Consider the following 24,991-nt stretch of genomic DNA (forward strand, 5'->3'; position numbering starts at 1 on the left):
GGTCGGGCGGTGCTCAGGCGTGGGTCTTGGCCAGCAGTTCCAGGACCTCGGCGGTGGTGCCGCTCTCGCCGAGCCGCGGGAAGATCCGCTCCACGCTGTTCGCGTGCGCCTCGGCGTCGGCGTCGGCCATCGCGTCGGTGGCGAGGGTGACGTGGTAGCCGTGCGCGTACGCGTCACGGGCGGTGGACTCCACGCCGATGCTGGTGGCGATGCCGGTCAGCACGATCTGCGTGATGCCGCGCCGGCGCAGCTGGACATCCAGGTCGGTGCCGTGGAAGGCGCTCCAGTTGTGCTTCGTGACGCGGATATCGCCGGCGTGGCCGTTCAGTTCGTCGACGATGACGTCCCAGCCCTCGGCGAAGGCGAGGCCGCGGGCCTGGCGCTCGGTACGGCCGGGCACGACGTCCCCGCCGTCGGCCGAGAAGGAGACGCGGACCAGGACCACCGGGAGGTTCCGGGCGCGGAAGGCGTCGGCGAGTTCCGCCGTGCGCGCCACGACCTCGGGGCCGGCGTACGGCTGGGTGGGCATGGCGGCGATGCCGTTCTGGAGGTCGATCGCGACGAGGGCGGTACGGGGGTCGAGCGTGGTGAGCGACATGATCGGTCAGGCCTTTCCGAGCGGTGCGGTGGGGGAGGGGTGAGCCGACCGGGGAAACGGTCCGGCAAGGTCGTCGCCGGCAACAGGACGGAGCGGGCGAGCGGGAAGGGGGCCGGGCGCGGAACGGCCCGGGCGCCTCGGCGGGCGGGGCGCCGCAGGCGACGCCGGTCGCGCCGATGGGCACCAGCGCCACGGCGGTCATATACGGCGGTCATCGAGGAGTCGACCTCAGGGGCGGATTGGTCCGCTCCGTGCGTCCGGCGAGCCTCGCCGCCACGGTCGTATCAGGGCTCCGACAGCCGGTCCATCAGCTCCAGCACCCGGAGGACGGCCTGCCGCTCCTCCTCCGTGTACCGCTCCTGGAAGGCGCGGGCCAGCCACTCGCTGCGCGCCTGCCGGTTGCCCTCCACGCGGGCCCGGCCGGCCTCGGTCAGCGTGACCAGCTGGCGGCGGCCGTCGGCCGGGTCGGGGGCGCGCAGGATCAGCCCCTGCTGTTCCAGGGCGGCCAGTGTCGTCGCCATCGACTGCGGGCGTACGCCCTCGGTGGCGGCGAGGGCGCTGGCCGTGGCGGCGCCGTGCTTGCCGACCAGGGTGAGCGCCGACTCCTGGGACGGACTGAGATCGGTGTCCTGCGCGACCTCGCGGAGCCGGCGCCGCAGCCGGCTGAAGACCACGCGCAGATCGCGCGCGGCGCGGGTGGCGGAGTCGGAGGTGTCAGCCATGCCCACCAGCGTAGGTCCGACAGCCGAAACTGTCCAGCTCGAACTGTTCAGTTCCGGCTGATTGATTTGGCGTCCGCCGGCCGTGACTCGATTAGGTTGGCCGGGTGCGTCTGCTGATGATGTCCGACACCCACCTGCCCCGGCGCGCCAAGCGGCTCCCGGAACAACTGCTGGCCGAACTCCCGCGCGCGGACGTGGTGTTCCACGCCGGTGACTGGGTCGACACCGCCACCCTGGACCTGCTGGAGAGCCGCAGCCGCCGTCTGATCGCGGTCCACGGCAACAACGACGGCCCCGAGCTGCGGGCCCGGCTCCCCGAGGTGGCCCACGCCGAACTGGACGGCCTGCGCTTCGGAGTCGTGCACGAGACCGGTCCCGCCCAGGGCCGCGAGGCCCGCTGCGCCGCCCGCTTCCCCGACCTCGACGTGCTGGTCTTCGGCCACAGCCACATCCCCTGGGACACCACCGCCCCGACCGGCCTGCGCCTGCTCAACCCGGGCTCCCCGACCGACCGCCGCCGCCAGCCGCACTGCACCTACCTCACCGCGACGCTCGCCGACGGCACCCTCACCGACGTGACCCTGCACCGGCTGCCGCAGCGGTAGCGGCCCTGTGCCAGGATGCCGGGATGATCTCTGACAACGGCATACCGGGGGACGTCGTTCCGGCGGGTCGCATGGCCGGCGGCGAGCAGCCCGTGCTCGCCCTGCCCGGCGGACTTCAGCTGCGCCCCTGGCGCCCCGACGACGCCGGCACCCTGCTGACCGCTGCCCAGGACCCCGCGATCCGCCGGTGGAACCGGCTCGCCGTCGACAGCCGTGAGGACGCGCTCGCCAGGATCGAGCGGATGCACGCGCGCTGGCGAGCCGAGACCTTCGCGGTGTGGGCCGTCGCCGCGCCGGGCGGACCCGCCGTCGGACTGTGCGCATGGGGCGACATCGATCTGCACGAGGGCAGTGCCGAGATCGTCTACTGGCTCCTGCCCGAGGCACGCGGCGGCGGCGTCGCCGTCGAGGCCACGCGCAGGCTCAGCCAGTGGGCCCTCGACGACCTGGGCCTGCACCGCCTGCGCCTGTGCCACTCGGTCGCCAACCCGGCGTCCTGCCGGGTCGCCGAGAAGGCCGGCTACACCTACGAGGGCACCCAGCGCAGCGCCCTCCTGCACGCCGACGGCTGGCACGACCAGCACCTGCACGCACGCGTGGCGGGCGACACCGCGTAGCGGGCCGCCACCGCGGGGCGGCGAACTCGTGGCGCGGCCCCACGACTTGCCCCGCGACCTGCCCATGCCTTGCGCCAGGCGCTGCTCCGCGACCCGCGCTTCCCGGACGCGGTGGCCTCGATCACGCGGCGGGCGGATGGATGGCCCCGGCGGTCGTGGTCAGCGGTGCGCCGGAGCCGCCCCAGCGCAGGGCGACGATCTCGGCGGCGACGGACACCGCGACCTCCTCGGGCGTACGGGCCCCGAGGTCGAGCCCGAGCGGCGAGCGCAGCCGGGACAGCTCGGCCTCGCCCAGACCGGCCTCGGCGAGCCGTGCGCGCCGCTCGTCGTGGGTCTTGCGGCTGCCCATCGCGCCGACGTAGGCGGCCGGGCGGCGCAGGGCCTCCTCCAGCAGGGGGACGTCGAACTTCGGGTCGTGGGTGAGGACGCAGATCACCGTGCGGTCGTCGGTCCGCGTGCCGGCAAGGTAGCGGTGCGGCCAGTCGACCACGACCTCGACCGCGGCCGGGAAACGCTTCGGCGTGGCGAAGACCGGGCGGGCGTCGCACACGGTCACCCGGTAGCCGAGGAAGTCGCCGACGCGGGCCACCGCGGCCGCGTAGTCGATCGCGCCGAAGACCAGCATGCGCGGGGGCGGCGCGAACGACTGGAGGAACACCGTCACGTCGTCCTCGCGGCGCTCGCCGTGGGGACCGTAGTGCCGCATCACCGAGGCGCCGAGGGCGAGTTCGCCGCGCGCGTCGGCGGTGACGGCGACGTCGAGGCCGGGCGCGCCGAGCGTGCCCTCGGCCCGGTCCGGCCGGACGGCGAGCGTGGCGCCGCGCGGCGCGGGCCCGTCCACCACCGTGGCCGCCGTCACCGGCTCGCCCGCCGCGACGGACGCGGCGAGCGCCCCGAACGCCGGATCCGACGCGGGAGTCACTGGCCGCACCAGCAGCGTGATCTCGCCGCCGCAGGTGAGGCCGACCGCGAAGGCGTCCGCGTCGCTGTACCCGAACGTCTCCAGCCGCGCCTCGCCGCTCGCCACGACCTCCCGCGCCAGCTCGAACACGGCCCCCTCCACACAGCCCCCGGACACGCTCCCCACCACCTCGTCGTCCGGGCCCACCGCCATCGCGGCACCGGGACCGCGCGGCGCGCTGCGGCTGACCGCGACGACCGTGGCCAGTCCGAACGGGGCCCCGGCCGCGTGCCAGCGCGCCAACGTCGGCAGGATCTCCCGCACGCTCCACTCCTCTCCCTGCCCCGCGCGAACACCGCCCGCCGGGTCGGCACCGTGGAGACAGCGACCCAATGGTGGCCGTACGTCACATTACGGCCGCGTCCGGGGTGCGGCGAGCGCGGCGGAGGGGGTTTCGTTGAATGTTAATCCATTGCCGCCGGGTAGCGGAGTCTGCTGCACTGCGCGGGTTCCGACGTACGTCACACAGGAAGGTCCAGCGATGCGCGCTGCGTGCATGTCCGCCCAGGAAGGAATCCACCCCATGCCGAAGGACATCACGCTCAGTGCACCTGCTCAATCTCGGAATTCTCGCCCATGTCGACGCCGGTAAGACCAGCCTGACCGAACGGCTGCTGCACACGGCCGGGGTCATCGAGGAGATCGGCAGCGTCGACGACGGGAACACCCGGACCGACACGCTCGCGCTGGAACGCCGGCGCGGCATCACGATCAAGTCAGCCGTCGTGTCGTTCCCGCTCGACGGCGTCACCGTCAACCTCATCGACACCCCCGGTCACCCGGACTTCATCGCCGAGGTCGAGCGCGTGCTCGGCATCCTCGACGGCGCCGTCCTGGTCGTCTCGGCGGTCGAGGGCGTCCAGGCGCAGACCAGGGTGCTGATGCGCACCCTGCGCCGGCTGGGCATCCCCACGCTGATCTTCGTGAACAAGATCGACCGGCGCGGCGCGAACGGCTCCGCCGTGCTCGACCAGCTGTCGCGCCGGCTGGCCGTGCCGCTCGTCCCGATGGGCCGCCCCGCCGCGCCCGGCACCCGCGCCGCCCGCTTCGTGCCGGACCTCGCCCCGGCCGCCGCGGAGGTGCTCGCCGAGCACGACGACGAACTGCTCGCGGCCTACCTCGACGGCGGGATCCCCGACGGCCGTCTGCACGCGGCCCTCGCCGCCCAGACCCGCAGCTCCCGTGTCCATCCCGTCTACTTCGGCTCCGCGATCACCGGCGCCGGGGTGCCCGAACTGGTCGGCGGCGTCGAACGGCTGCTGCCCCCCGCTGACGGCGACCCGCACGGCCCGCTGTCGGGCACGGTCTTCAAGGTCGAACGCGGTCCGGCGGGCGAGAAGATCGCCTACGCGCGGCTCCGCGCCGGCACCCTGCGCGTGCGTGACCGCGTCCCGTACGGAGCCGCCCGCCGTGTGACGGGCAGGGTCACCGCACTGAGCGTCTTCGACGGCGGTACCGACACCCGGCAGGACCACGCCGGTGCCGGGCGGATCGTCAGGGTGTGGGGCCTCGACGGCATCCGGATCGGGGACACGCTCGGCACGCCCGGACGGGCGTACGAGCACCACTTCGCGCCGCCGACCCTGGAGACCGTCGTCGTCCCCGGCCCCGGCACGGACCGGCGCGCCCTGCACCTGGTGCTCACCCAGCTCGCCGAACAGGACCCGCTCATCGGCGTCCGCCACGACGAACGGCGCGGGGAGACCTCCGTGTCCCTCTACGGCGAGGTCCAGAAGGAGGTCGTCCAGGCCACCCTCGCCGAGGAGTTCGGCCTGGAGGTCACCTTCCGCGAGACGACCACCCTGTGCGTCGAACGGCCCGCCGGCACCGGGCACGCCGTCGAGTTCAACAACAAGGACGGCAACCCGTTCCTCGCCACCGTCGGCCTGCGCGTCGAGCCCGCACCGCCCGGCGCGGGCGTGGCGTTCCGGCTGGAGGTGGAGCTCGGCTCGATGCCGTACGCCTTCTTCAAGGCCGTCGAGGACACCGTCCGCGAGAGCCTCGGCCAGGGGCTGCACGGCTGGCAGGTGCCCGACTGCACGGTGACCATGACCCACAGCGGGTACTCGCCCCGGCAGAGCCACGCCCACCAGGGCTTCGACAAGAGCATGTCGAGCACCGGCTACGACTTCCGGGGCCTGACCCCGCTGGTGCTGGCCGAGGCGCTGCGCCGCGCGGACACCGTCGTGCACGAGCCGGTGCACCGCTTCCGGCTCGACGCCCCGGCGGACACGCTGGGCGCACTGCTGCCGGTGCTCGCCCGGCTCGGCGCCGTACCGGAGAGTACCGCCGCGGCCGGAGCCGCCGCCGTACTGGAGGGCACGGTGCCCGCCGCCCGGATGCACGAGCTGCAGCAGCGGCTGCCCGGGCTCACCCGCGGCGAGGGCGAGCTGGAGACGGCGTTCGACCACTACGCGCCGATCACCCGGGGCGCCGTCCCCGAGCGGCCGCGCACCGACCACAACCCGCTCAACCGCAAGGAGTACCTGCTGAACGTGATGCGCAGGACCGGGGACGGGGCGGTGTGAACTGACTGAGAGTCAACTTACTTGTGAGTCAGGTGGTATTGACGCGGCTTTCGGCGGGCCGGACTGTGGTGGACATGTCGAACACCCGGGCACGTCTGCTGGTTGTCCTGGTCGTCCTCAGCGGATTCCTGACGGTGGCGGGCGCCCCGCCCGCCACCGCCGCCACCTCGGCTCTCCCCTCCGACTCCCTCTGGTTCGACGGCTCCGCCCTCACCGTGCAGAACGGCCGGTTCACCGACGGCCAGGGGCGCGAGATCGTCCTGCGCGGCTACAACGTCTCCGGCGAGACCAAACTGGAGGAGAACAGCGGCCTGCCGTTCGCCTCCGTCGCCGACGCCCGCACGTCCGCGACCGCGCTGCGCGCCCTCGGCGGCGGCAACGCGGTCCGCTTCCTGCTCTCCTGGGCCCACGCCGAACCCGTACGCGGCCAGGCCGACACCGCCTATCTGGCCGCCGTCACCGACCAGATGCGCGCCTTCCTGGACGAGGGAATCCGCGTCTTCCCCGACTTCCACCAGGACCTCTACTCCCGCCACCTGTTCCACACGGGCAGCTGGTACACCGGCGACGGCGCGCCCGAGTGGGCCGTGGACGCCGGGAGTTACCCCGCCGAATCCTGCGGCCTCTGCCTCTTCTGGGGCCAGAACATCACCCAGAACGCGGCCGTGCAGAAGGCCCAGTACGACTTCTGGCACGACACCTACGGTCTCCAGGACGCCTTCCTCGCCACCGCGCGGACGGCCATGGCCTACCTCCAACAGCACCTGACCGCCGCCGAGTTCGCCGCCGTCGCCGGATTCGACCCGTACAACGAGCCCTACGCCGGAAGCTACGACTCCGGACAGACCTCCCGCACCTGGGAACGCGATCTGCTGTGGCCGTTCTACGTGAGGTTCCGCGCCGCCATGGACGCCGCCGGCTGGCAGGACAAGCCCGCCTTCGTGGAGCCGGGCCTCTTCTGGAACTCCGACATCTCCACCCAGAAGCAGGAGGGCGGCCTGCTGGACGCGGGCACCCTCGGCCCGCGGTACGTCTTCAACACGCACTTCTACGACCAGAAGGCCATCTCCGGGATCCTGATGTGGGGCAAGGCGGCCGACGGCCAGTACGCCTCCGACTTCGCCGCCGTCCGCGACCGCGCCGCCTCCGCCGGCACCGCGGCCGTGGTCAGCGAGTTCGGGCACCCCCTGTCCGGCACGGTGTCCGACAAGGCGCCGACCGTCCTGAAGGCCATGTACCAGTCCCTCGACTCCCGCCTGCCGGGGGCGAGTTGGTGGTCGGACCCCGCCGCCTCGGGCCCGGTCCTGTCCGGCACCCAGTGGCAGTGGGACATCTACAGCGGCCGGCATCACGAGCTGATGAACGGCAGTCCCGACAAGGTGCAGACCTCCGGCGACGCCTGGAACGGCGAGGACCTCTCCGCCGTGGACCTGGACGAGTCCGGCAACGTCACCCTCCGGCAGGACGCGCGGCTGCTGGACCGCCTGTACCCGAGCGCCACGGCCGGTACGGCCCTGGCCTTCACCTACGAGGACCGCTCCCGCGACGGCTCCACCACCCTCACCTGGAACCCGGTGCCCAGCAGCCTGCCGCACGTGGCCCGACTGGTGGGCTCCGGCCGGTACGGGCTGCTCGTGTGGCGCTCCGGGGACGGCACCGCGCCGACCGAACTGCACCTGCCGGCGTCCTTCCCGGCCGCGTCGACCACCGTCGTCTCCGACCTCGGCACCGTGTACGCCCCGCCCGCCTACACCGGGGCCGGCACACCGGTCGCCGTCGCCCCCGAACCGGGCGGCACCGGAAGCCGCCGGCTGCTGCTCGGCGACACCGACTCGGGCGTCCTGCACTACGCGCTGGTGACCGACGGGGCCACGTCCCCCTCGGCGGACCTGCTGAGCGCGGCCCGGTCCGAGCTGGCCGCGTGGGCGGGGGCGCACTTCTGAGACGCCCGTGACCCCTGACGAGGAAGCCGAGCGGCCCCCGTGGAGAGTGGGGTCCCCCCGGAGGCCGCCGGCGCTCAACTCCCCGTCGGGCCCGTCCAGTCGGCCTGGACATGCCCCAGCCGGACACGCTGCGGATGGTCGCCGACCGGTACGGACAGCACCTTCTGGCCGGTGGCGAAGTCGATGGCCGTGACCTGGTCGGCGCCGGCCTCCGAGATGATGCAGTCCTTGCCGTCGCCGCTCACCGTCGCCCAGTACGGCGTCGAGGCGGTGATGAGCGGGCCGACGTCGAAGGAGGCCCGGTCGACCACGGTCGCGTAGTTGTCCATGGTCCCGGCGACACACAGCTTGGTGCCCTCGGGATTCATCGAGATGCCGTGGTGGCGCGAGTCCAGCAGCCACGTGGTGCGGTCCGGGTTCGTCGCCGGGTTCGCCGGCAGCGTCTTCACCCGGGTGATCCTGTCCGCGGCCACGTCGTACTCCAGGAAGCCGTTGAAGAACGACACCTGGAAGTACAGCTTGGACCAGTCGGGCGTGAAGACGGCGGGCCGGACCGCGCTGGAGAAGTCCTTCAGCCCGACCGCGTCCAGCCGCTGCCGCATGTCGATGGTCCTGACCTGCTTGAACGTCGTCGCGTCGACGATCGTGATGTGCCGGTCGCCCTTGGTCCAGTCCCAGCCCGGATCGTCCAGGGAGGTCGTGACCTCGCCGATGGACATGTTCCAGAGGTACTTCCCGCCGTCGGTGAAGAAGTTCTCGTGCGGCTTGTCGCCGGTGGCGAACTCGCCGAGTTCCCTGCCGGTGTCGATGTCCAGCACCTGCACCTTGTTCGCGGTCGACGCCGAGACGGCGACCCGGGTGCCGTCGGGGGAGACCGCCATGTGATCGGCGCGGTAACCGGCTACCGGGAAGCGCCAGTTGATCCTGTCGGTGGCCAGGTCGATGGAGACCACGTCGGCGAAGCTCGGCCGGGAGACGACCACGGACCTGCCGTCGGGCGTGGAGTACATGTCGTCCACGTACTGGTCGTGCCCCTGGCCCACCTCGTTGCGGATGGACGTGTAGTAGATCCACTTGATCGGGTCGGCGTTGATCTCGGCCAGTCGCGCCGCCTTGTCGGGGACGACATCGATCCGGCCGATCTTCGCGAAGTCACCCGTGGACCTGATGACGTCGGCGGTGCCGTCCCAGTTGTTGCCGACGAACATCACCTCGCGCAGACCGTCGGAGCCGGGCGTGGCGGCGGAGGCGGCGGTCGCCGGAGCGGCGACGGTCAGGACGAGCGCGGCGGCCACGGAGCACAGGTGCCTGGTTCTGGAGGCAGGCATGACTGCTCTCCTTCCTCGGGGGAGAAGTCTGAACACGCGTGCTTTCACAGTGAACTTACTGAAAAGTAAGGAGGGGGTGGGTTACTCGACAAGAGGTGTGCACGACAGGATTGAGAGCCGGTGCGGCGAGGGCGGGCCGGCGGCGGGGAGACGGAGGGGGACAGGTGGCGGGAAGGTTCAGGGCGCCGACGGGCCGCTACGGCGGTCGGTCCGCCGAGGAACGGCAGGCCGAACGGCGCCGGCGTTTCCTGGACGCGGCCCTGGAACTGTTCGGCGGACCGCCCGGCTACCGGGGCACGACGGTCGCCGCACTCAGCCAGGCCGCCGGACTGTCCACCCGTCAGTTCTACGAGGAGTTCCGCACCCTGGAGGACGTCCTCGCCGCGCTGCACCTGGAGGTCAACGGCTGGGCCGAGCAGGCGGTGCTGGACGCCCTCGGCGCGGCGGACGGACTGCCACTGGCCGAGCGGGCCACGGTGCTCTTCCGGGCCTACGCCCGCGACGTGACCTGCGATCCGCGCCGTATCCGCATCGCCTTCGTGGAGATCGTCGGCGTGAGCTCCCGGCTGGAGGAGCAGCGGCTGGCCCGCCGGGCCCGCTGGGTCGACCTCATCCGCGCCGAGGCGGACGCGGCCGTCGTACGCGGCGAGGCGGCGCCGCGGGACTACCGGCTGGCGGCGACGGCCTTCATCGGCAGCGTCAACGGCCTGCTGCACGACTGGAGCGCCGGCTGGGTGGACGCCACGCTCGACCAGCTGGTGGACGAGCTGGTGCGGCTGCTGCTCGGGATGCTCCGGCCCGAGGGCTGGCGCCCCGCACCCGACGCGCCGGGCGCTGTCTGAGCCCCCGGCTGCTGCTCGCCTGTCGGCGCAGGTCAGTGCCGGTCCGTGCCGTTCGGCGCGCGGGATCGGCCCGGAGCTGGTCTGCTGGTGCGGGGGCGTCGTACCCGTGCGGTACCCGTGCGCCGGGCGGCACAGCCACCGCGAGACATGGGAGAGCGGGAGAGAGGGAAAGAGGGAGCGTGATGAGCACGTATCGAGTCGCGCAGGTGAGGAGCGCGGGCGGCGCGTTCGAGCTGGCCGAGCGTCAGGTGCCGGAGCCCGGGGCGGGCCAGGTGCGCATCGCCGTCGAGGCGTGCGGCATCTGCCACAGCGACGCCATGTTCGTGCACGCCGCGGTGCCGGGCATCACCTTCCCGGAGGTCCCCGGGCACGAGATCGCCGGCCGCGTCGACGCGCTCGGCGAGGGCACCCAGGACTGGGGCTGGCAGATCGGCGACCGCGTGGCGGTCGGCTGGTTCGGCGGCAGCTGCGGCCACTGCACGCCCTGCCGGCGGGGCGACTTCATCGTGTGCGCCAACCTCAAGGTGCCCGGCTGGGCCTACGACGGCGGCTTCGCGGAGAAGATGATCGCGCCCGTCGACGCCCTGGCCCGGATCCCGGACGCGCTGGCGGCGGGCGACGCGGGCCCCATGGCCTGCGCCGGCGTGACCACGTACAACGGCCTGCGGCACAGCTCCGCCCACCCCGGGGACCTGGTCGCGGTGCTCGGCCTCGGCGGCCTCGGCCACCTCGGGGTGCAGTACGCGGCGGCGATGGGCTTCGAGACCGTGGCGATCGCCCGCGGCGCCGAGAAGGCCGACTTCGCCAAGCAGTTGGGCGCCCACCACTACGTGGACAGCACCGCGGGCACCCCGGTCGCCGAGGCCCTGCAGTCCCTGGGCGGGGCGAACGTCGTGCTGGCAACCGCCGGGAACTCCGGCGCCATCACGGCCACCGTGGACGGTCTCGCACCGCGCGGTGAGCTGGTGGTGATCGGCGCGGACCCGGAGGCCATGGGCATCAGCCCGCTCCAGCTGATCATGGGCGCCCGGGTCGTGCGCGGACACCCGTCCGGCACGGCGCAGGACGTGCAGGACACCATGGAGTTCAGCGCCCTGCACGGCATCCGCCCGATGACCGAGACGGTCCCGCTGGACGACGTCGACGGCGCCTTCCAGAAGATGATGGCCGGCAAGGCCCGCTTCCGCATGGTCCTCACGAACGGCTGACCCGGGCGACGCCGACCCGGGCCACGGCGGGATCCTCCCGGGCGGCGACGACCGAGAGCGGCCCCGGCGGCACACCCAGCCGCCTCCCGGTCGGCCCGCGGCTGCCTGGCGAAGGTGCCCCGGCCGGGCGGGTCAGCCGTCGGCCAGCCGCTCCAGTGCGGCCAGGACCGGGGCCGCCCCGTCCTCCGCGCGGATACGGGCGGCCAGGGAGCGGGCCCGTTGCCCGTACCCCGGCCGGCGGGTGGCCCGCAGCAGGGCGCAGGAGAGGGCGTCCACGGTGAGGCGGCGCAGCGGTACGGCGGCCGGGGCGACGCCCAGGGCGACCAGGCGGGCGGACCAGAAGCCGGCGTCGAACTGGATCGGCACCGGCACGGCGGGCACCCCGGCGCGCAGGCCCGCCGCGGTCGTACCCGCACCCGCGTGGTGGACCACGGCGGCCATGCGCGGGAAGAGCAGCGCGTGCGGCACGTCGTCGATGGTCAGCATGTCCTCGCCGTCGGCCGCGAGCCCGCCCCAGCCGCGCTGGATCACCCCGCGCAGCCCGGCCCGCCGCAGCGCCGCCACCACCTGGGCACTGAGCCGTGCGGCGTCCGGCACCGTGGCGCTGCCCAGCCCGACGAAGACCGGCGCCGGACCGGCGTCGAGGAACTCCTGTACGCCAGCGGGGAGTTGGTCCTCGGTGTCGTACGGCCACCAGTAGCCGCTCACCGTCAGCCCCGGCCGCCAGTCCCGGGGCCGGGGCACCACCAGCGGGCTGAAGCCGTGGTGCACCGGCCACAGCCGCCGCTCCCGGGCCCGCAGCGCGGCACCGGAGCGTACCGGGGGCAGTCCGAGCCGCCCCCGCACACCGGGCAGGGCACCCGAGAAGATGTGTTCCGTGGCGAGGCACACCCCGTGCCCGGCGACCCGGTTCACGACCGGCCCCCAGGAGCCGCCGCCGAGCACGGGAGGCGCGAACTCCCGCGTTCCGGCGAGGGGTTGGAGGTACACCCCCATGCTCGGCAGACGCAGTCCCTCGGCGATCGTGTGGCCGAGCGGGGCGAGCGAGGCGGACAGCAGCAGTGCCTCGCTGTCCCGGGCCGCCGTGAGCAGGTCCTCCGTCATCCGCCCGACCAGCCGGCGCGCCATGTCCGCGAGGCGCAGCAGCTTCGTGGCCTCGCCGGCGCTGCGGTGCAGGCCCCGGCCGCGCGGCGACTCCAGCTCCGCCCGGGGGTCGACCGGCAGCGGGTGGAAGCGCACGCCCGAGCCGCAGAGCAACGGCCCGAAGCGGGCGTGGGTGACCAGGGTGACCTCGTGCCCGGCGCGGGCGAGGCGGTGCCCCAGTCCGGTGTAGGGGGCGACGTCGCCCCGGGATCCGGCCGTCATGATCGCAATGCGCACGATGACCCAGTATGGCGGCACGGCCCCTCGCGCGGGACCCAACGGCCCTGCGGGCACGGCCGGTTCGCCCCCGTCACAGCCGTTGACTTCACCCCCGGGCGGCTCTACGGTCGGCCCGCGACATGTTCGGAGTGTCGATCTATGTTCGAAATGCCGACCATGTCGACGATGCCGACGACCGAACCGGTCGACGTATCACTCGGCGTGGATTCCGTTCCGCACACGGAGGCGCCGATGTATCCCTCACCCCGTCCGACCGCCGAAGGCCTGCTGCTCCGGTGCAGAGCCGGCGCCGTCCGCGCGCTCGTCCTGGCGCTGACCGCGGCCGCCGCCCTCCTCTTCGCCCAGCCCGGCCCTGTCAGGGCTGCGGTGACGGCCCGTCAGATCGCGGTGGCCGCCGCGCCGATGGGCTGGGCCTCCTGGAACAGCTTCGCCGCGAAGATCGACTACAACGTCATCAAACAGCAGGTCGACGCGTTCGTCGCGGCCGGTCTGCCCGCCGCGGGCTACCGGTACATCAACATCGACGAGGGCTGGTGGCAGGGCACCCGCGACAGCGCCGGCGACATCACCGTCGACACCGGTGAGTGGCCCGGCGGCATGAGCGCCATCGCCGACTACATCCACAGCAAGGGCCTGAAGGCCGGCATCTACACCGACGCCGGCAAGAACGGCTGCGGCTACTACTACCCGACCGGCCGCCCCGCCGCCCCGAACACCGGCAGCGAGGGCCACTACGACCAGGACATACTCCAGTTCTCGAAGTGGGGCTTCGACTTCGTCAAGGTCGACTGGTGCGGCGGCGACGCCGAGGGCCTGGACGCGAAGACGGCGTACACCTCGATCAGCTCCGCCGTCACCAGGGCGACCGCGGCCACCGGCCGCCCGCTCACGCTGTCCGCGTGCAACTGGGGCAGGCAGAACCCCTGGAACTGGGCGCCGGGCCTCGCCACCATGTGGCGCACCAGCACGGACATCATCTACTACGGCAACGCGCCCTCCCAGGCGAACATGCTGGCCAACTTCGACCAGGCCCAGCACCCGGCCGCCCAGCACACCGGGTACCACAACGACCCCGACATGCTGATGACCGGCATGCCCGGCCTCACCGCCGCGCAGAACCGCACCCACATGGCCCTGTGGGCGGTCTCCGGCGCCCCGCTGCTGGCCGGAAACGACCTGACGACGATGACGAGCGAGACGGCCGGGATCCTCACGAACCCCGAGGTCGTCGCCGTCGACCAGGACCCGCGCGGCCTCCAGGGCGTCAAGGTCGCCGAGGACACCACCGGACTCCAGGTCTACGGCAAGGTCCTGTCCGGCACCGGCAACCGGGCCGTCGTCCTGCTGAACCGCACCTCCGCCGCGCGGAACATCACCGTCCGCTGGTCCGACCTCGGCCTGACCGGTGCCTCGGCGACGGTGCGCGACCTGTGGGCGCGCTCCACCCTCGGCTCGTACGCGACGAGTTACACCGCTGCTGTCCCGGCGGGGGGCTCGGTCATGCTCAAGGTCAGCGGCACCGAGGCGGCGAGCAGCGACTACGGCACGACCTCCACCGGCACCTACACCGGCGTGAGCGCCGCGAGCACCGGCCTGGCCGTGGCCGACATCGCCTACACCAACACCGGTTCCACACCCCTCACCGGCACCCTCCGGGTCGACGGACAGACGGCCACCGCGGTCTCCTTCCCGCCGACCGGTTCGTCCCAGGGCACCGTCTCGGTCCAGGTGAACCTCATCAAGGGAGCCGGCAACTCCCTCGCGCTGACCGGCGGTCCGTCCCTCGGCGCCCTCACCGTCCGCCCCCTGCCGGGCGCGAACGGCACCCTCCTGACCGGCAAGCAGTCCGGCCGCTGCGCCGACGTCTACGACAACACGCTCACCAACGGCACCCAGGCCGAGCTGTGGGACTGCAACGGAGGCGCCAACCAGGCCTGGACGTTCACCTCCCGGGGGGAACTGGTCGTCTACGGCGACAAGTGCCTCGACGCCTACGACCGCGGCACCACCGACGGCACCAAGGTCGTGATCTGGGACTGCAACGGCCAGGACAACCAGAAGTGGACGCTGCACACCGACGGCACGATCACCAACGTCCACGCGGGACTGTGCCTGGACGCCTCCAACGCGGCCACCGGCAACGCCACTTCCCTGGTCCTGTGGACCTGCAACGGTCAGGACAACCAGAAGTGGTCGCAGACCTGACCACTGCCCGGGCGGTCGCCGTCGTCGCGGCTCAGCGGCGTCGGGAGCGCCGGGTGTGCGGCGCGGGGCGGGGTCGCGCCTGCCCGAGCACCGACCGCAGCGCCCGCACCGACCGCAGCCGTAGCCCTCCCAGGCTCGCGCGGGCAGAGAAGGTCCAGGTCAGCCGGGAGGTGACCTGGACCCTCGCACTTCTCCTTCCGGCGCCCGTCATGCCTGGGGCCGCCTACTCGTCCCAGGCCTGGATGATCAGCTGGCTGGTGATCTTGCCGTCGCGCAGCGTGAGCATCGACTCGGCGAGGACCTTGGTGCCGTCCCCGTACTGGCACTTCTCGCTGAAGGCGACGTGATCGCCCTGTACGACGCACTGGTCCAGCTTGTGTGTCATGTCGCGGCGGTAGATGTCGTCCAGCAACTCGGCGATCTGGGCCCGGCCGTGCAGGACGGTGGGGTGGCTGGGCTGGTGGTCGTGGTCGACGATGCGGATCTCCGCGTCGTCGGCGTAGAGCGCGAGCAGGGAGTTGCCGGTGTTCCCCTCCACGGCCCGGCGCAGTGTCTCGGTGTCGAAGCCGGAACCTGTCACGGTCCCCATGGTGACCTCCTTCGGACGCCCGCGGCCCGGCGCGGATCGGGCCGCGCGGGCTCCACTCTTCGAGGCTCCTCCGGCCCGGCGGGCACGGCAAGCGCAGCCGGGCGCCTCCGCCTCGCGGGTGGCCGCGGCCCGCCACCCGTGTCCGGCCGGGGTCCGGGAGCGTTGTTGAGGGCATGATCTCCTCTCGACGTATCGTCGCCGCCCTCGGCCTCGCCGCCGGGATCACGGGCCTCGCCGTCCCGACGGCGAACGCGGCGCCCACCGGCGCACCGCACAAGGCGCTGCTCAACCCCATGACCACGCTCGACGCCATCGCGGTCAGCGACATCCCGGCCGCGCACCGCAAGGAGGTCCCGAAGGTGTCCGAGCAGATGCGCGCGCTGAACCGGGTTGACCAGCTGAACAAGCTCGACGCACTGCACCAGGTCACCGACCTCGCGGGCCCCTGACGGGCGTGCTGCCGGCCGTCGCGGCCTGAACCGCCGCCCGAGGCCCGTTCGCCGGCCGCGGCCCTCACGTCTGTCCGCTGCCGGACCCCGTCCCCGGCCCCGCCCGCAGCACCGCCCAGTCCCGCGTCAGGGCGAAGGCCGTCGCCGGGCCGTCCGGCAGACAGCCGGGCAGCAGGCGGACGAGCAGGTCGGCGGGGCCCAGTTCCAGCCAGACGCGGACCCCGGCGCGGTGCAGCACCCCGGCCATGTCCGCGAACCGCTGCGGTGTGCGCCGTACCCAGAACTCCGGCTCGGCGGTCTCCGCCCCCACCGGGCGGGCGGTGCTGTCACAGACGAGGGGGAGGCGCGGGGCACGTGGGTGCAGGGTGGCGAGCGTACGGCCGTAGGCGCCGAGGACGCCCTCCAGAGCGGGGCGCCCCGGGGCCGGGCCGGGCAGGGCGCCGAGGAGACGGGCCAGGGTGCCGACCGCGTGACAGGCCTCCGCCAGGGAGAAGACACCGGCGGCGTACGCGGCGGCCATCCGACCGGCCGCCTGGCCGTAGACCACGTCCGGCCTGACTCCCCAGCTGTGCAGCAGCCGGCACTGTGCCACCTGGAGCGCGAACAGCGCCGGACCGGCGTACGTCGCCCGGTCCAGCAGGGCCGCCGTCCGGGTGCCGTCGGCCGCGAACATCACACAGGCCAGCGGGAGTTCGAGATACGGGTCGAGGCGCGCGCAGATGTCGTCCAGCGCCTCGGCGAACACCGGGAACTCCTCCCGGAGTTTGGCGCCGGCTCCGGGCCGTGGTGAGGCACCGGCCGAGAACAGGAAGGCGGTACGTCCCGTGCAGCCGTCAAGGGGCATGCCCCCATTGAGGCACGGCCGGACCGGGAGCAGACACCAGGCAGATTCCTGCACCCTGCAAAAAAATTGCCATCATGGAATGACCTTTTCCAGTCACATCCCGGGACCTGCGGAACGCTCGCGAAGAAACCCGGTCAGGCGAGAGATCCACGATCACCGCCGTGGTCCCCGCCGCTACCGATCGGTCACGCGTAGGGTCGGCAGCGAAGGCAATCGAAAGAAGGGGCCAGACCATGGCGCAGGAAGTCCGCGGCGTGATCGCACCGGGGAAGGACGAGCCCGTACGGGTCGAGACGATCGTGGTGCCGGACCCGGGGCCCGGCGAGGCCGTCGTACGCGTCCAGGCCTGCGGTGTCTGCCACACCGACCTGCACTACAAGCAGGGCGGCATCTCCGACGACTTTCCCTTCCTCCTCGGCCACGAGGCCGCGGGCGTGGTGGAGTCCGTCGGCGCCGGTGTCACGGACGTGGCGCCCGGCGACTTCGTCATCCTCAACTGGCGTGCGGTGTGCGGGAACTGCCGGGCCTGTCTGCGCGGCCGGCCCTGGTACTGCTTCAACACCCACAACGCGAAGCAGAGGATGACCCTCACCGACGGACGCGAGCTGTCCCCGGCCCTCGGGATCGGCGCGTTCGCCGAGAAGACCCTCGTCGCCGCCGGCCAGTGCACCAAGGTCGACCCGGCCGTCTCCCCGGCGGTCGCCGGACTGCTCGGCTGCGGGGTCATGGCCGGCCTCGGCGCGGCCCTCAACACCGGCAACGTCGGACGGGGCGACTCGGTGGCCGTCATCGGCTGCGGCGGCGTCGGCGACGCGGCGATCGCCGGGGCGGACCTCGCCGGCGCCGCGAAGATCATCGCCGTGGACATCGACGACCGCAAGCTGGAAAAGGCCCGCACCCTGGGCGCCACCCACACCGTCAACTCCAAGGAGACCGACCCCGTCGAGGCGGTCCGCGAGCTGACCGGCGGCTTCGGCGCCGACGTCGTCATCGAGGCCGTCGGCCGCCCCGAGACGTACAAGCAGGCCTTCTACGCCCGCGACCTCGCCGGCACCGTCGTCCTCGTCGGCGTCCCCACCCCCGAGATGAAGCTCGAACTGCCCCTGCTGGACGTCTTCGGCCGCGGCGGCGCCCTCAAGTCCAGCTGGTACGGCGACTGTCTGCCCTCCCGGGACTTCCCCATGCTCGTCGACCTGCACCTGCAAGGCCGCCTCCCGCTCGACGCGTTCGTCACCGAGACCGTCCAACTGGACGAGGTGGAGAAGGCGTTCGAGCGGATGCACCACGGCGACGTGCTGCGCTCGGTGGTGGTGCTGTGATGAGCGCCCGCATCGAACACCTCGTCACCTCCGGCCGGTTCACCCTCGACGGCGGCAGCTGGGAGGTCGAGAACAACGTGTGGATCGTCGGCGACGACCACGAGGTGATCGTCATCGACGCCGCCCACGACGCCGAGGCCATCGCCGCCGCCGTCGGCGACCGCCGCCTCACCGCGATCGTGTGCACCCACGCGCACAACGACCACATCGACGCGGCTCCCGCCCTCGCCGACCTCACCGGCGCCGTCATCTGGCTGCACCCCGACGACCTGCCGCTGTGGAAGCAGACCCACCCGCACCGCGAGCCCGACCGGCACCTGGTCGACGGCCAGGTCATCGAGGCGGCCGGCGCCGACCTCACCGTGCTCCACACGCCCGGCCACGCCCCCGGCGCCGTCTGCCTGTACGACCCCGGGCTCGGCACGGTCTTCACCGGCGACACCCTCTTCCGGGGCGGCCCCGGCGCCACCGGACGGTCCTGGTCCCACTTCCCGACGATCATCGACTCCATCCGCGACAAGCTCCTCACCCTGCCCCCGCAGACCAAGGTCCTCACCGGGCACGGCGACCCCACGACCATCGGCGCCGAGGCACCGCACCTGGAGGAGTGGATCGAACGGGGCCACTGAACCGTCCGAGGCCCCGCGGACACCGGTGATCCCGGCGCTCCGCAGCGGCCGTTCCCGCCGTACCCGGTGAAACGGCGGCCCGGGCGCCGTACGGTCGCCCCATGACCGATCACACCCGATTCGCCGGACACGGTGTACTCGTCACGGGCGCGGCCCGCGGCATCGGCGCGGCCGTCGCCCGGCGCCTCGCCGAGGAGGGCGGCCGCGTCCTGCTGACCGACCAGGATCTGCCCGAGGCCGAGCGGGCCGCCGAGTCCCTGCGCCAACAGGGGCTCGCCGCCGAGGCGTTGGCGTGCGACGTCGCCGACCGCGCCGCGGTGGACGCCGCCGTCGCGCGGGCCGTCACCGCGTTCGGCTCGCTCGATGTGCTCGTCAACTGCGCCGCCCACTGCACCCCGGACGCCCCGCTGTTCGAGGACGACAGCGACGACGCGTGGGCACGCGACCTCGACATCACCCTGACCGGCGTGCGCCGGTGCTGCCGGGCCGCGCTGCCGCACCTCGTCGCCTCCGGGCGCGGGGCGATCGTCAGCATCGGCTCCGTCAACGGCGGCCAGGACTTCGGCAACCACGCCTACAGCGCCGCCAAGGCCGGCCTCGCCTCGCTGACCCGTACCCTCGCCGGCCACGCCGCGGCCCGGGGGGTACGGGTGAACCTCGTGGTGCCGGGCACGGTCCGCACCTCGGCGTGGGACGGCCGCGACGACGAACTGGAGGCCGTCCGGCCCCTCTACCCGCTCGGCCGCATCGGCGAGCCCGAGGACGTCGCCGCCGCGGTCGCCTTCCTCGCCTCCCGCGACGCGGCCTGGATCACGGGGACGACGCTGGTCGTCGACGGCGGCCTGACGGCGGTGAACACGGGTTTCCTCGCGGCCGTGAAGCGCCCGTCCTGACGAACGCGACGAAGTTCACCGTTTCGTCACAGTCCGGCCGGAACCACAACCCCGCCGCCCCCGCGCAGGTCTAGGAGTCCGACATCGCGGGAAGCGAGTGGTAAGCACCCGGGGCGGCTCCCGGGCGGCAGGGGAGAACAAGGGGAGAAGGGGACACGGACATGGGGGACACACGCAGACGGGGCGTTGTCGCGCTCGGGGTCACGGGACTGGTGGCGCCGCTCACGCTCGCCCTCACCACGGCGCCGGCCCAGGCGGCCACGAGCTGCACCACGCAGGCGGGGCCGTATCAGAAGCAGGCGGAGAAGTTCCTCGGCCGGCCCGTCGACGGCAAGCAGTCCGCCGCCGACTGCCGGGCCATCAAGGCCTTCCAGGACACGCACGGCATCACGCCCGACATCGGCTACGCCGGGCCCGTCACCTGGGGCGTGATGGATCTGGTGAGCAAGCAGCGGGCCGTGGGGAAGAACCCGAACAAGGACGGCGCGTGCCCCGTGAACAGGGGCCGGATCGCCTGCGTGAACCTCACGCTCCAGCTCAGCTGGATCCAGGACGGGAAGAAGGTCGTCTACGGGCCGGTGCCCGTGCGCACCGGCCGCAAGGGCTACGTCACCCGCACCGGTCTGAAGAAGGTCTACTGGCGGGACCTCCACCACGTCTCGACCGTCTACAACGTGCCCATGCCGTACAGCCAGTTCTTCGACGGCGGCCAGGCCTTCCACTCGGTGGGCCTGAGCATGTGGAACCCGCCGGGTTCGCACGGCTGCGTCAACATGACGACCAAGGACGCCCAGACGTACTGGTCGCTGCTGAGGACGGGCGACGACGTCTTCGTCTACGGCCGCAAGCCGGGTACCTGAGCGGCATCCGAGCGGCACCTGGGCCGTCGTCGCCCGGGCCGTCACGCCTCGGGCGCGTCCCCGAAGTCGGGGATCCGCAGCCGTACCCCGCCCTGCCGCGCGGACTCGTGCGCGATGACGCCCGGCAGGGTGTAGCGGGCGGCCGTCCACGCGTTCACGGTCGGCAGGCCGCGGGTGGTGACGGCGGTGACGAAGTCGTCGACGAGGAAGTGATGGCTGCCCTCGTGGCCGTTGTGGAGGTGGTCGAACTCCCTGGGCAGCCTCGACCGGTCGTGCACCGGGGCCGAGCCGGAGGTGAAGGCGGCCCGCAGCTCCGGTGCGATGTGCGCGAGTGAGGGGTCGTCAGGGGCCAGGGTCTGCTTGGGCTCCAGCAGCTCGCTGATGTCCCGCACCCCCTTCTTGTCCTGCCACAGCGCCACCGTCGCCAGCTGTTCCATGCTGGCCTCGGTGCCGAAGAACCGGAAGCGGGACTCGCGGATGTGCGAGGGATAGCCGACCCGCCGGAACTCGTTCGTACGGAACGATCCGCCGCCCGCCACTTCGAACAGGGCGGTCGCGTTGGACACGTCGTTGTCGAACTGGCTGACCGAACGGTCGAAAACGCCGTCCCCGCGATCGTCGCGCACCCCGAGCGCCGACACGCTCACCGCATGTGTCCGCCAGGCCCCGAGCACCCCGCCGACCGCGTGCGTCGGGTACAGCAGCGGCGGATAGCTGGCCGTCGCCCGCCAGTTCTCGCCGCCGCTGTACCGGTAGGCGTCGTAGAAGCCGAGGTCCATGTCGTGGACGTAGTCGCCCTCGGCGTAGAAGAGCCGGCCGAAGGCGCCCTGGTCGAGCTGGTCGCGGGCGTGCACCGTCGCGGGGTGGTAGTGGCTGGTCTCGCCCATCATGTACGTCAGCCCGGTCGCCCGGACCGCGTCGATGATCGCGCCGATCTCCTCCGTGGTGATCGCCATGGGCACGGCGCAGTACACGTGCTTGCCGGCGCCCAGCCCCTGGAGCACGAGCGGGCCGTGCGTCCAGCGCTGGGTGAAGATCGCGACCGCGTCGACCGCCGCCGACTCCAGCATGGCCTCGTACGACGGGAAGGTGCCGGCGAGCCCCTGCGCGGCGACGAGCCGCTCGGCCCGCTCGGGCAGCAGGTCGGTGACGTACACGTCACGGACGCCGGGATGGGCCTGGAACAGCGTGGCGAACTGACCGGAGAACTGTCCGGCGCCGACGATGCCGAGAGAGAAAGTCATGACGATTACTTTTGGTGCGGAAGAATTGCATCGTCAAGGGGCGGGAGGAAGCTTCTGCAGCGCGCACGGTGCACAGTAGGGTGACCTGGTTGCTTCTGAGCCAAAAGAAAATCTGCGCCAGAAGAAGATGCGCCAGAAGAAGATGCTCAAAAGAACAGGGGTGCTGTGACCGACTGGCTTCCGCTGAGCCCCGCGGAGCGCTCCGTGGCGATCGAGGCGCTCGTGCACGGGCCGCTGTCCCGCACCGAGCTGGCCCGGCGTCTCGGGCTCTCCCAGGGCAGCCTCACCCGCCTGACCAAGCCCCTCATCGAGTCGGGGCTGCTGGTGGAGGCGGCCGAGCCGGACGGTGGCGCGGAGGCACGCCAGGGGCGCCCCTCCCGGCCGCTCGGCGTCGTGGCCGACTCCTGCTCCTTCCTCGGCTTCAAGATCACCGCCGACCGGGTCTACGGCGTTGTCACCACCCTGCGCAGCGAGGTCGTCGCCCGTCTCGACCGGCCGCTGACCGGCCACGGCCCGGACGCCGTCGCCGACGTGGTCGCGCGGCTGGCCGCCGACCTCGCGAAGGGGCGGCCGGTCCCGGCCGGCATCGGCATCGGCGTGGGCGGTCTGGTGCGCGAGCGCGCGGTGGTGGCGGACTCGCCGTTTCTCGGCTGGCGGGACGTGCCGCTCGCCGCGCTGGTCCGGGACCGCAGCGGGCTGCCGGTCGTCGTCGAGAACGACGTCGCCGCCCTGGCCGAGGCCGAGACCTGGTTCGGCGCGGGCCGGGGCCTGGACCGCTTCGCCGTCCTGACCATCGGCGCCGGCCTCGGCTACGGGCTGGTGCTCGGCGGCAGGCGCGTGCCGTTCGCGGAGGAGGGCCGCGCCCCCGGCCGGTACTGGATCGTCGACCCGCACGGCCCGCTCACCCCGGACGGCGCCCGCGGCAGCGCCGTGTCCTTGCTCACGATCCCCAGCATCGAGTACCAGATCCGCGCCGCGACCGGCCGTGACGTCGGTTACGAGGACATCCTCGCCGGTGCCGCCGCGGGCGAGCCCATGGCCGCCCGGGTCGTCGGCGAGGCGGCGCGGGCGCTCGGCGTCCTGGTCGCGCAGATCGCCAACTTCGCGCTGCCGCAGAAGATCCTGCTCGCCGGGGAGGGGGTCGGACTGATGGACGTGGCCGGGGCCACGGTCCGCGAGACCGTCCGCGCCCACCGGCATCCGCTCGCCGAACCGGTGGATCTGGAGACGAAGGTCTCCGACTTCCACGACTGGGCGCGCGGGGCGGCGGTGCTGGCGATCCAGGTCCTCGTGCTGGGTGAGGGGAGAGTGTGAACTCCCGTGTGCGCATTGACAGATCGACGTGATGAGTAACACGGTCCGAAATGTCCGTATCGAGGGTACTTACTCACGACGTCTTCACGTCGAGCGGCATATGCTTCACAGCATGTCCACCACTGTTGAAGCCGTCACCGAGCGCTCTGCGCGATCGGCCGCGGAGGTCAACGAGGAGATCAGGGCCCTGTGGCGCCGGTCGGGCGGGACACTGACCACCGAGCAGCGCGCGGAGTACCAGCGCCTCGTGCTGGAGTGGGCCGCCGCGACCCCGCGGTCGAAGCGGGCGGCCTGACCGGCCTCGCGTCGACCGCGCCGCCACCGCACCGCTTGAACCCTTGGGCACCCGTGACCGCACGGGTGCCCTTCTCGTGTCCCGTCAGCCCCAGGTCGCCGAGTAGTACCGCTGATAGGCCTTGCGATCCTGCTCGGCCCGGATGTACCGGGTCGCGACGAGCGCGATCAGACTGCCCGCGATGACCAGCAGCCCGGGACCGACGTTCCGGGTGTCCGTCAGCCGCGCCAGCAGTGTCTCGTTCCCGCCGCCCGCCACCGGCGCCGCCGAGCCCGGCGTCACGCCGCTCGGGGCGATCGCGGCCTGCGTGGCCGCGGCGGACGGCGCGGGGGAGGGGGCGGCGCCCTGCGCACCGCCGGCGTTCTGGGCCGACACGATCAGCTTGACGTTCAGCGCCGTCAACGCCTTGGTGATCGGCTGGAAGAACGTCGTACCGCCCGCCGTGCAGTCCCCGCTGCCGCCCGAGGTGACACCGAGCGCGATGCCGTCGGAGAACAACGGGCCGCCGCTGTCGCCCGGTTCGGCGCACACCGTGGTCTGGATGAGCCCGGTGACCGTCCCCTCGGGGTAGTTGACGGTCGCGTTCAGCGCGGTCACCGTGCCGTCGTGCAGCCCGCTGGTGCTGCCGCTGCGGAACACCCGCTGCCCCACCGTCGCATCGGCGGCCCCCGTGATCCGCACCCCGTTGCCGCCGCCGATCGCGACGACGTCGGCGCCGTCACCGGCCCTGCCGGAGGCGTACTTCACGAGCGAGAAGTCGTTGCCGGGAAAGGTGCTGCTCACCGTCTGCCCCAGCTGCCGGTCGCCCTGGTTGTCGGCGAACCACGTGGACCCCGCCGGACCGCAGTGCCCGGCCGTGAGGATGAAGTCGCTCTGGCCGTTCGTCACGTTGTACCCCGCCGAGCAGCGGCCGCCGGTCGACAGGATCGGCTGGGCGCCGTTGAGCCGCGTGGTGAAGGAGCCCCCCGTCCGCCGCATCCGCACGAAGTCACCGATTCCCGCGGCCATTTGACTCATCCGGGACCAGTCGCCCCGGGACACCGTGCTGTCCGCGCTCACCAGCACCTCGTTGGTCCGGTAGTCCACCGCCCACGCGGTGCCCGCCACCCGAGGCGCCGAACGCAGCGTGGCCGTGGCCGACGTGAGCTGGTCCATGCTGTGCGCGACGACCTTCGCCTCGGCCCCCGCACCGCGCACCGCCCGCGCCGCCGCGTCGTCGGTCACCGCCACCACCGGCCGCCCGTCGGCGCCGATCCAACTGCCCGCCGTACGGGCCGTGCCGAGCCGCGTCACCAGCGCGGCGCCGGTGTCCCTTCCGCCGCCGGCGGCGGACAGCGTTCTCGTGGCGGCGCGAGGTGTCTCGCTCGCCATGGCCGCCTGGGTGACCATCACGCCCCCCAGGAGGAGTCCGCCGACCGCCGCCAGGCGTGTCACCCGCCGGACGATGCGTCGTCGTGCGTGCCGCATGCGTGGCTCCCGAAGCCGAACCCGACCACGCGCCGCCCGTGCCGACGGCGCGAGACCCCCGGCTCGTCGAGGGCCCGCACCTCCATACGCGGCCCGGCGCCCCAGCGTTCAGCGCAACCGGTCTTCGGCGAAAGCGGTGTTCGGGGAG

At 72.8% G+C, this 24,991-nt stretch carries 23 protein-coding genes; 14 read left to right on the plus strand and 9 right to left on the minus strand.

Going from position 1 to position 24,991, the window contains the following annotated elements; genetic code table 11:
- Nucleotides 1-13: 13 nt before the first annotated feature.
- Both AC4OXY_RS42340 and AC4OXY_RS42345 read right to left on the minus strand, forming a co-directional pair.
- On the minus strand, nucleotides 14-598 hold the full coding sequence (locus AC4OXY_RS42340; protein WP_356029515.1) for an isochorismatase family protein: 585 nt from the start codon (nucleotides 596-598) through the stop codon (nucleotides 14-16).
- Between the two features lie 284 nt (nucleotides 599-882).
- A complete protein-coding gene (locus AC4OXY_RS42345) occupies nucleotides 883-1,320 on the minus strand; it encodes a MarR family winged helix-turn-helix transcriptional regulator (protein WP_356029516.1) in 438 nt (145 codons plus the stop codon).
- Between the two features lie 104 nt (nucleotides 1,321-1,424).
- Here AC4OXY_RS42345 and AC4OXY_RS42350 point away from each other — a divergent pair, with 104 nt between their 5' ends.
- Nucleotides 1,425-1,925 (plus strand): metallophosphoesterase family protein, encoded by a 501-nt coding sequence (locus AC4OXY_RS42350; protein WP_402063667.1) that lies wholly within the window; start codon nucleotides 1,425-1,427, stop codon nucleotides 1,923-1,925.
- Between the two features lie 23 nt (nucleotides 1,926-1,948).
- A complete protein-coding gene (locus AC4OXY_RS42355) occupies nucleotides 1,949-2,542 on the plus strand; it encodes a GNAT family N-acetyltransferase (RefSeq protein WP_362819486.1) in 594 nt (197 codons plus the stop codon).
- A 121-nt stretch (nucleotides 2,543-2,663) separates the two neighbouring features.
- On the opposite strand, the gene AC4OXY_RS42360 is transcribed toward AC4OXY_RS42355, so the two are convergent.
- Nucleotides 2,664-3,767 (minus strand): XdhC family protein, encoded by a 1,104-nt coding sequence (locus tag AC4OXY_RS42360; RefSeq protein WP_402063669.1) that lies wholly within the window; start codon nucleotides 3,765-3,767, stop codon nucleotides 2,664-2,666.
- A 281-nt stretch (nucleotides 3,768-4,048) separates the two neighbouring features.
- On the opposite strand from AC4OXY_RS42360, the gene AC4OXY_RS42365 reads away from it, so the two are divergent.
- Together AC4OXY_RS42365 and AC4OXY_RS42370 are read left to right on the plus strand one after the other, a co-directional pair.
- Nucleotides 4,049-6,031 carry a GTP-binding protein gene (locus tag AC4OXY_RS42365; protein ID WP_491992372.1) on the plus strand — a complete coding sequence of 661 codons (1,983 nt, stop codon included), beginning with the start codon at nucleotides 4,049-4,051 and terminating at the stop codon, nucleotides 6,029-6,031.
- 74 nt (nucleotides 6,032-6,105) lie between these two features.
- Entirely contained in the window at nucleotides 6,106-7,974 is a 1,869-nt protein-coding gene (locus tag AC4OXY_RS42370; RefSeq protein WP_491992373.1) for a cellulase family glycosylhydrolase, read from the plus strand.
- A 74-nt stretch (nucleotides 7,975-8,048) separates the two neighbouring features.
- Here AC4OXY_RS42370 and AC4OXY_RS42375 read toward each other — a convergent pair whose 3' ends face one another.
- Nucleotides 8,049-9,302, minus strand: a complete 1,254-nt coding sequence (locus AC4OXY_RS42375) for a YncE family protein (protein ID WP_491992374.1) — start codon at nucleotides 9,300-9,302, stop codon at nucleotides 8,049-8,051.
- Nucleotides 9,303-9,466: 164 nt separating this feature from the next.
- Between AC4OXY_RS42375 and AC4OXY_RS42380 the strand changes: the two genes are divergently transcribed.
- Together AC4OXY_RS42380 and AC4OXY_RS42385 are read left to right on the plus strand one after the other, a co-directional pair.
- Entirely contained in the window at nucleotides 9,467-10,144 is a 678-nt protein-coding gene (locus AC4OXY_RS42380) for a TetR/AcrR family transcriptional regulator (RefSeq protein ID WP_362819490.1), read from the plus strand.
- A 182-nt stretch (nucleotides 10,145-10,326) separates the two neighbouring features.
- Complete coding sequence (locus tag AC4OXY_RS42385; protein ID WP_356029527.1) at nucleotides 10,327-11,352, plus strand: alcohol dehydrogenase; 1,026 nt, start codon at nucleotides 10,327-10,329, stop codon at nucleotides 11,350-11,352.
- Nucleotides 11,353-11,484: 132 nt separating this feature from the next.
- On the opposite strand, the gene AC4OXY_RS42390 is transcribed toward AC4OXY_RS42385, so the two are convergent.
- On the minus strand, nucleotides 11,485-12,717 hold the full coding sequence (locus AC4OXY_RS42390) for a glycosyltransferase (RefSeq protein ID WP_402063822.1): 1,233 nt from the start codon (nucleotides 12,715-12,717) through the stop codon (nucleotides 11,485-11,487).
- Nucleotides 12,718-12,966: 249 nt separating this feature from the next.
- On the opposite strand from AC4OXY_RS42390, the gene AC4OXY_RS42395 reads away from it, so the two are divergent.
- On the plus strand, nucleotides 12,967-14,940 hold the full coding sequence (locus AC4OXY_RS42395) for a ricin-type beta-trefoil lectin domain protein (protein WP_491994726.1): 1,974 nt from the start codon (nucleotides 12,967-12,969) through the stop codon (nucleotides 14,938-14,940).
- A gap of 223 nt (nucleotides 14,941-15,163) precedes the next feature.
- On the opposite strand, the gene AC4OXY_RS42400 is transcribed toward AC4OXY_RS42395, so the two are convergent.
- Nucleotides 15,164-15,529 (minus strand): nuclear transport factor 2 family protein, encoded by a 366-nt coding sequence (locus AC4OXY_RS42400; RefSeq protein WP_356029530.1) that lies wholly within the window; start codon nucleotides 15,527-15,529, stop codon nucleotides 15,164-15,166.
- 173 nt (nucleotides 15,530-15,702) lie between these two features.
- Between AC4OXY_RS42400 and AC4OXY_RS42405 the strand changes: the two genes are divergently transcribed.
- A complete protein-coding gene (locus AC4OXY_RS42405) occupies nucleotides 15,703-15,978 on the plus strand; it encodes a hypothetical protein (RefSeq protein WP_356029532.1) in 276 nt (91 codons plus the stop codon).
- A 64-nt stretch (nucleotides 15,979-16,042) separates the two neighbouring features.
- On the opposite strand, the gene AC4OXY_RS42410 is transcribed toward AC4OXY_RS42405, so the two are convergent.
- Nucleotides 16,043-16,822 carry an acyltransferase domain-containing protein gene (locus AC4OXY_RS42410; RefSeq protein WP_491992375.1) on the minus strand — a complete coding sequence of 260 codons (780 nt, stop codon included), beginning with the start codon at nucleotides 16,820-16,822 and terminating at the stop codon, nucleotides 16,043-16,045.
- A 233-nt stretch (nucleotides 16,823-17,055) separates the two neighbouring features.
- On the opposite strand from AC4OXY_RS42410, the gene AC4OXY_RS42415 reads away from it, so the two are divergent.
- The 4 genes from AC4OXY_RS42415 (at nucleotide 17,056) to AC4OXY_RS42430 (ending at nucleotide 20,523) form a co-directional block, all read left to right on the plus strand.
- Nucleotides 17,056-18,141 carry an S-(hydroxymethyl)mycothiol dehydrogenase gene (locus AC4OXY_RS42415; RefSeq protein ID WP_362819494.1) on the plus strand — a complete coding sequence of 362 codons (1,086 nt, stop codon included), beginning with the start codon at nucleotides 17,056-17,058 and terminating at the stop codon, nucleotides 18,139-18,141.
- The gene (locus AC4OXY_RS42420; RefSeq protein ID WP_356029537.1) at nucleotides 18,141-18,770 is read left to right on the plus strand and encodes an MBL fold metallo-hydrolase; all 630 of its coding nucleotides are present in this window, start codon (nucleotides 18,141-18,143) and stop codon (nucleotides 18,768-18,770) included. The genes AC4OXY_RS42415 and AC4OXY_RS42420 overlap by 1 nt, the downstream gene beginning before the upstream one ends.
- Nucleotides 18,771-18,871: 101 nt before the next feature.
- Complete coding sequence (locus AC4OXY_RS42425) at nucleotides 18,872-19,663, plus strand: SDR family NAD(P)-dependent oxidoreductase (RefSeq protein ID WP_491992376.1); 792 nt, start codon at nucleotides 18,872-18,874, stop codon at nucleotides 19,661-19,663.
- 161 nt (nucleotides 19,664-19,824) lie between these two features.
- Nucleotides 19,825-20,523, plus strand: coding sequence for a L,D-transpeptidase family protein (locus AC4OXY_RS42430; RefSeq protein WP_362819496.1), 699 nt, complete (start codon nucleotides 19,825-19,827; stop codon nucleotides 20,521-20,523).
- A 41-nt stretch (nucleotides 20,524-20,564) separates the two neighbouring features.
- Here AC4OXY_RS42430 and AC4OXY_RS42435 read toward each other — a convergent pair whose 3' ends face one another.
- Nucleotides 20,565-21,767 carry a Gfo/Idh/MocA family protein gene (locus AC4OXY_RS42435; protein WP_362819497.1) on the minus strand — a complete coding sequence of 401 codons (1,203 nt, stop codon included), beginning with the start codon at nucleotides 21,765-21,767 and terminating at the stop codon, nucleotides 20,565-20,567.
- 165 nt (nucleotides 21,768-21,932) lie between these two features.
- Here AC4OXY_RS42435 and AC4OXY_RS42440 point away from each other — a divergent pair, with 165 nt between their 5' ends.
- Both AC4OXY_RS42440 and AC4OXY_RS42445 read left to right on the plus strand, forming a co-directional pair.
- Nucleotides 21,933-23,081 carry an ROK family protein gene (locus tag AC4OXY_RS42440; protein WP_376292281.1) on the plus strand — a complete coding sequence of 383 codons (1,149 nt, stop codon included), beginning with the start codon at nucleotides 21,933-21,935 and terminating at the stop codon, nucleotides 23,079-23,081.
- A gap of 100 nt (nucleotides 23,082-23,181) precedes the next feature.
- On the plus strand, nucleotides 23,182-23,376 hold the full coding sequence (locus AC4OXY_RS42445; RefSeq protein WP_071371440.1) for a hypothetical protein: 195 nt from the start codon (nucleotides 23,182-23,184) through the stop codon (nucleotides 23,374-23,376).
- A gap of 84 nt (nucleotides 23,377-23,460) precedes the next feature.
- On the opposite strand, the gene AC4OXY_RS42450 is transcribed toward AC4OXY_RS42445, so the two are convergent.
- Nucleotides 23,461-24,843, minus strand: a complete 1,383-nt coding sequence (locus AC4OXY_RS42450) for a S1 family peptidase (RefSeq protein ID WP_491992377.1) — start codon at nucleotides 24,841-24,843, stop codon at nucleotides 23,461-23,463.
- Between the last annotated feature and the right edge of the window lie 148 nt (nucleotides 24,844-24,991).

Source organism: Streptomyces sp. HUAS MG56 (assembly GCF_058673395.1).